Raw genomic sequence first — 5289 nt, 5'->3', positions numbered from 1 at the left:
ACGCTTTAACGTTGCAATCACTTTAACGTTGCAATCAGATGATCAGCCATTCTTATTATCTGCTTGTATCATTGGTAAGGTCCAGTTATCACCTTGCTGGCGAATTGAAGGCGGTCTGGTTCAAACACAGATAAAGAAAAGAAAAAACAGAAATGTCGACAGCTGAATGTCTACCTCTAAATTGTTGAAGTATAATTCGACAGGTGTAATTCAGAGAAGCCTATTCGGATAATTGCAGTTGCGACCATTGCCATTGCGATAAATGCAATGTGACAACTGTATTGCTGATAATGGAATGCATAGACTTCAATGCTGGTAACTGCGGTGCTGTAATCGGAATGCATAGATTGTAATGCTGATAACTGCGATAAGTGAATGTTGAATTTTGTTGAGCTGGTGGCATATCCCCTTAAGTGATCGAGGTTAGAACGTGCAGGATGGGCCTGAGGTTGGTTTGATTGCCACCTTCGATTCCTGTTCGGAGTTACTGAAGTCCATCAGGGCCCAACAACCTCTAGCACAACATGAATACCTAAAAAAGCCGATCAGGGAACAAAAAGCTGATCGGAGACAAGAACCACCAGCGGTATGAACAATGGTATTAACCAGGAATCACAGTGGCAAATCAAACTAACCGAAAGGCCCATCCGGCGAAGGGAAGAACCGAGTGAACGCCATGAACGTGCAAAATCAACAACTCAAAATAACGAAACGACATATCGCAAAAGAACGGCTTAAATCATCACAGCCGCAGCTTCACCACTATTAATCGCCCCTTCCATAAAACCCTGCCAATCCGCAAGATGTTCACCCGCAAAAAAAGTATGCAAAAATGGGGCTTTCAACACAGGCATCAGGCGGAACCATTGGCCTGGCGCATACAATGCATAGCTGCCGCGCGAATACTCATCTTCCCCCCAATAATAATTCAACTGTTTTTCAAGAAGTGGTTTTACATTTCCGAATGCAGGTTGTAATGAAAGTTGAATCGTATCAGTTCGCCATGAATCAGTCTGTCTTGAAACTACATCTGCTTTGTCGCCTACAGTATAAGAAATCAATACACCTTTTTCTGATGACTGGTTTTTTGTAGCATGGTAAAAATAATGTGCAGAGCTGTCTGTGATCATATCGAAGTTTTCATCCTTCCAGAACCGACGGCTGAATAATAGAGGGTTTTTATTTATACGGGCATATTGTAGTTCGTTCATAGCGGCTACTTTAATTGCGGGCAAACCTGGCTCCCAGGTAATTTTCTTTGCAGCAAAAGTGGGCACCGTACAAATAATTTTATCGCCTTTGTAAATTTGACCGTTTTTGCAAATCACTTCCACACCAGGTCTTCCTTCTGCCTGTACAATCCTATCAACAGTGCAATCATAAAGAATCTTATCTGCCCCTGCATCTTCAGCCATTTTTAGCGGCAGCCGGCTGTTACCACCTTTGATTTTGAAATCCATTTCATTTTTTTCACTGCTTTCGGCGTATTCAGCGATTGCAGCATAGGCAGAGACATGCCTGATACTTTCACCAAAATCCGTGCTGTCAAATAATTCCCTCAGATCAAGGTCGCGTCCTTCGCATCCGTTTTGCACCAGGTATCTCCACCAATCCATGGCATCAAGTATAAGCTTGTCGGCCTCAGTCATCTGACCATAATTTTTTAGCATCAGGTCAAACTGCTTTTTCCATCCTTCAGAATATTCCCATTCATTATTTTTAAAATATTTTCCCCGGTAGATAAGATGAGTATCGAACTGATTGTTGATCAATGCAAGTTTGTATTCATCACAGAGTGCGAGTAGGCGCTGGTGCGAGGTTCCAATCCATTCCGCTCCCAGTTCGATGTTAAGATCATCCATCGCGTCAATCTGGTAAGAGTATACCCTTCCTCCCACCCGTTTCCTTGCTTCGAGAATGATGTAATCAATGTTCTTTTCTTTCAGCTTTTTCGCTGCAGCGAGTCCAGCCAGGCCGGCACCGATAATGATTACTCGTTTTTGCCTGGTTATCGGGAAAAATGCCTGGCTATCCGAAGATATTAGCATGGAAGCGCCTGCAATACCTGCTTGTTTTAAAAAGGTGCGCCGGGTGGACATAATTTTATGATGGTTGGGTTAAGAGGAGTTATGAATTATGAGTGATGAGTGATGAGTGATGAGTTAGTGATGAGTTAGTGATGAGTTGGGTTAGTGATGAGTTGGGTTAACAAGTTGTTAACTGCAAATATGCCTTGTGTCCCCATCGGGAATTAACTAATTTTGTGAATGGTATGTTTAAGTTAGTATGCAGCTGAAAGATTATTACAAAATACTGAACGTCCCCCCTACAGCCGGAACTGATGAGATCCGGAAAGCGTTTCGTAATCTGGCATTGAAGTATCATCCCGACAGGAACAATGGCGACAGGTACACGGAAGCGATGTTTCGCGAAGTACAGGAAGCTTATGAAACCTTATCAGACAAAAAATGCCGCGAAGAATATAATTATAAAAGATGGTATACAAGAAGCCTGGGAAAGCAATTCCGGGAACAGGCAATTACCCCCGTACAGATTCAGGCCGAGGCCGGGAAGCTGGCGAATTATGTGGCATCCGTCAATAACTTTCAGGTAGATTATGATATTTTAAGTAATCGGATCCGCAGCGTACTTTCTACTCAAAACATCGAAATCCTGCTTCAATTTAATGAAGTGGTCATCAATGAAAAGATAATCGGGCTATTGCTAAGGAGCTGTGATCCATTACCAGCCAGGTATGTTGAACCAATATGTTTATTAATGGCAAAAATAGCAGGTACCAACAATTCCCTGCTAACAGAGATCAGGGATTACAGCCAGGAACGTTTTTCAAGGGAATACTGGCAGAAACGGAAAGGTTGGCTTGTGCTCCTTTGCACAATATTGATATGCTGGCTGATGTATATCTATGCCTCTTAAGGTTTTATGGGTAGATTTAACGCAACTTTTCATGCTATTATATAGACAACTGCCTGTAAAATAATAGATTGAATAAGATAAGTCGAATTCAAATATTAGATGTATCTTTGCAACTTATTTTAATACCAATTATTTTTACAATGGACAAAAAACAAGGCACCGTTAAGTTTTTCAATACTGAAAAAGGCTTCGGTTTTATTAAGCATGATGATTCTAACCAGGAAACATTTGTACACGCAAGTGGTTTGATTGATCAAATCAAAGAAGGTGACAAAGTGGAATTTGACGTACAAAATGGCAAAAAAGGTTTGAATGCTGTTAATGTAAAACTGATCTGATATATCTGATCTTTTTGCACACAAATCACTGGGCCGCAATCGTATTGCGGCCTTTTCTTTTGATAACCCGGCTATTTTAAGAATTAATGTTTCAGGTATTAAGCCCGATCGGGTATTAGGTCTGATCGGGACTTAGGTCTGATCAGGACTTAGGTCGGAAATTTTGATTAGAAGTCTTAGGCCGGAAATTTGAATTAGAACATGATTTCGTTTAAAAAAGAACATGATTTCGTTTAAAAAAAAGCAACCTTCCGTTAATCATTATTAATCTTAGTTTAGAGATATATTTTAAAAATCTCATTTACTTTATTTATCCTTTATTTATCACAAAAAGCTAACTAATTCCATAAGTCATATGAAATTGTTTCTTACCCTTACACTAGCCATCACTACAAACTTCAGTCTTTTTGCGCAGGACTATTTTCTGTTTACCGGTACTTATACGAAGGGCCAATCCAAAGGAATATATATTAATAAATTCAATGGTAAAACAGGAGCTATAACACCGGTATCGATAACTTCCGGCGTAGAGAATCCCTCATATCTTGCCATTTCGGCGAACGGAAAATTTGTATACACAGTTAATGAAAACGGAGGGGACAAACCCGGAGAGGTCAGTTCATTTTCATTTGACCGGACCAAAGGGGTACTAACCTTTATCAACAAACAGCAAACTTCGGGTGACCATCCCTGTTATGTATCCGTTGACCGTAGTAATAAATGGTTGTTCGCGGCAAATTATTCAGGAGGTAGTTTATCTGCTTTTCCTATAGAGGCAGACGGATCAATCGGCCCCCTTGCCCAATTAATAAAACATTCAGGAAAAGGATCCGATGCCAGGCAGGAAAAACCGCATGTCCATTCAACCAACTTCACTCCTGACCAGCAGTATTTGCTGGCACCCGATCTGGGACTCGATAAGGTGATGATTTATAAATTCACTCCTTCGGCGAAACAGCCATTGAGCCTGGGAGCAGATTCGTTTTTCAGCACCAAATCAGGCAGCGGGCCGAGACATTTATCCTTCCATCCCTCTAAACCATGGGTATATGTAATTGAAGAATTATCAGGAACCGTATCAGCTTGGACATATAAAGGAACTAAGTTTACACCATTGCAAAATATTAGCAGTCATCCAGCCGGTTTCCAGGGAGGCAAAGGATCTGCCGATATTCATACAAGCCCCGATGGTAAATTTTTATATGCTACCAATCGCGGAGATGCCAATAGCATAGCAGTTTTTGCGATAGATAGCAAAAGTGGCAAATTAACTTTGAAAGGTGTTCAAAGCACGGAAGGTACACATCCCCGGAATTTTACAATAGATCCATCCGGACAGTTTTTGCTGGTTGCAAATCGTGATTCCAGTAACATAGTTGTATTTTCCATTAACCGGCAAACAGGATTACTTACTTTGATCGGGAAACCTTTTTCTATACCTGATCCGGTATTTTTGGGATTGCTGAAATAGTTGTTTTCCTTAATCGTGATTTGTTGATGTTGCGCGTGCAGGGCGTTCACTCGGTTCTTCCCTTCGCCGGATGAGCCTTTCGGTTGGTTTGATTTGCCACTGTGATTCCTGGTTAATACCTTGTTCATACCGCTGGTGGTTCTTGTCTCCGATCAGCTTCTTGTTCCCTGATCGGCTTTGTTAACCCTGCTTCCGGCGCTGGTTGCTGTTGGGCCCTGATCGGCTTCGGTAACTCCGGGCAGGAATCGAAGGTGGCAATCAAACCAACCTCAGGCCCATCCTGCACGTTCTAATCTCGTTCACTTAAGGGGATATGCGACTTGTATAACATAATTCAACATTCACTTATTCCATTATCCGGCATTGACATTATCGGCATTGCAGAAATTGAAATGACATTGCTGTGTTACCGTTCTCTGAATTACTGTTGCCAGCCATCCGGTTATCGGAAAAACGATTGGCAAAAATCCGTTTGCAACAATCTTAACCAATCTTAGCTACCGAAATTTCGGTTGTGCATCATTGCATTTGCATTCTTTTCAT

General features: G+C 41.4%; 4 protein-coding genes. 3 read left to right on the top strand and 1 reads right to left on the bottom strand.

Annotated features, from left to right (window positions below):
- Positions 1-734: 734 nt before the first annotated feature.
- Positions 735-2099 carry a flavin monoamine oxidase family protein gene (locus tag VK664_RS00020; protein WP_461396532.1) on the bottom strand — a complete coding sequence of 455 codons (1365 nt, stop codon included), beginning with the start codon at positions 2097-2099 and terminating at the stop codon, positions 735-737.
- A 187-nt stretch (positions 2100-2286) separates the two neighbouring features.
- On the opposite strand from VK664_RS00020, the gene VK664_RS00015 reads away from it, so the two are divergent.
- The 3 genes from VK664_RS00015 (at position 2287) to VK664_RS00005 (ending at position 4746) form a co-directional block, all read left to right on the top strand.
- A complete protein-coding gene (locus tag VK664_RS00015) occupies positions 2287-2937 on the top strand; it encodes a J domain-containing protein (protein ID WP_461396531.1) in 651 nt (216 codons plus the stop codon).
- A gap of 140 nt (positions 2938-3077) precedes the next feature.
- Positions 3078-3275 (top strand): cold-shock protein, encoded by a 198-nt coding sequence (locus VK664_RS00010; RefSeq protein ID WP_458925722.1) that lies wholly within the window; start codon positions 3078-3080, stop codon positions 3273-3275.
- Between the two features lie 355 nt (positions 3276-3630).
- Positions 3631-4746, top strand: a complete 1116-nt coding sequence (locus VK664_RS00005; protein ID WP_461396530.1) for a lactonase family protein — start codon at positions 3631-3633, stop codon at positions 4744-4746.
- The last annotated feature ends 543 nt before the right edge of the window (positions 4747-5289 follow it).

The sequence above is a fragment of the Flavitalea sp. genome (assembly GCF_035489435.1).
In the GTDB taxonomy this organism is placed as follows: Bacteria; Bacteroidota; Bacteroidia; order Chitinophagales; family Chitinophagaceae; genus DATHKG01.
The sequence above is the reverse complement of the archived record's forward strand: the minus strand, read 5'-3'. Positions and strand labels throughout refer to the sequence as shown.

Bases quoted from the DNA above. Each gene is read 5' to 3' on its own strand.
- VK664_RS00010 (WP_458925722.1), top strand. From the start codon at position 3,078: ATGGACAAAAAACAAGGCACCGTTAAGTTTTTCAATACTGAAAAAGGC.
- VK664_RS00015 (WP_461396531.1), top strand. From the start codon at position 2,287: ATGCAGCTGAAAGATTATTACAAAATACTGAACGTCCCCCCTACAGCC.
- VK664_RS00020 (WP_461396532.1), bottom strand. From the start codon at position 2,099: ATGTCCACCCGGCGCACCTTTTTAAAACAAGCAGGTATTGCAGGCGCT.
- VK664_RS00005 (WP_461396530.1), top strand. From the start codon at position 3,631: ATGAAATTGTTTCTTACCCTTACACTAGCCATCACTACAAACTTCAGT.